Annotated in this window: 1 protein-coding gene and 1 pseudogene; both read right to left on the bottom strand. The window is 65.9% G+C overall.

The window, feature by feature from the left end; all coding sequences use genetic code 11:
• A partial coding sequence (locus TN53_RS41065; protein WP_234441833.1) for an MBL fold metallo-hydrolase occupies positions 1–605 on the bottom strand: 605 nt, incomplete at its 3' end.
• A gap of 84 nt (positions 606–689) precedes the next feature.
• A pseudogene (locus TN53_RS46250) lies at positions 690–911 on the bottom strand (IS200/IS605 family accessory protein TnpB-related protein); the annotation flags it as partial.

Genomic DNA, 911 nt, shown 5'->3' with positions numbered 1-911 from the left:
ACCCAGGGGGAGACCAGGCTTCCGCCGAAGAACTGGCCGTCGCGGAATTCGTCTGGCGACAGCGCCGCCATGTCGGGGACAGGGGTCGGCACATTCGTGGCGAAGGTGTCGACGGCCCACAGGACGTTGGCCTTGGAATCGAAGAGGGCTCGGGTTGTGGGGTTGTCGTACAGGGGCGGTCGCTTGGCGACCAGGGTGCGGTCGCCCGCGTCGATCGTGTCGCCGTCGGTCATGAAGCGGCACCGGTTGATCGGAATCTCCCACTCCTCCGCCATGCGGCCGATGGAGAACCATGTCGTCAGCAGGGTTGCGTTCGGGCATTCCGCGAGGACCGCCAGGAGGTTGCCGGCGTGGTCGCGGTCGTCGTGGGTGAGGAAGATCCACCGTACGTCCAGGGGATCCACGACGGACCAGGCCGCCTCCAGCCACTGGGAGCGCACTGCGGGCGCCCCGGTGTCCACGAGGACCGGTTCGGTTCCCCGGATCACCATCGAGTTCATCGGGAAGTGGCCGACCGGTGGGGCCTCAAGGGCCCACGGGATGACGAACGTCTCCTCGGCGATCTTGTATGGCTGCAGAAGGTTGAAACTCGCCATGGTTGTCATCGCTGCTCTCCTTAGGACGGAGTCGGCGCAGCGTCTATGAATCCAGTGCAGCCCCGTGCCGGGCTGTCGTCAAACGCAGAACTCGTGCTGATCGCCCCGCGCCGACGTGTAGGCCGGGACAACGGCCACGATCGACAGGTCCTGGTCCGCAGCCATCGACACCAGCCGGAACCGTTCGCGACAGCCGTGCTTCTCGCGGGTCTTCTCCGCTGTGAAGTCCAGGTTCTCGATGCCGATGGTCTTCACGCCGCAGCGCGCCGGATCTGCGCGTCACGATGTTCGGCGGTTCCGGACAGGTCGAAGAAG

It is taken from the genome of Streptomyces sp. WM6386 (assembly GCF_000972385.1).
In the GTDB taxonomy this organism is placed as follows: Bacteria; Actinomycetota; Actinomycetes; order Streptomycetales; family Streptomycetaceae; genus Streptomyces.
Note: the sequence above shows the minus strand (reverse complement) of the source record. Positions and strands in the feature narration are given on the sequence as shown.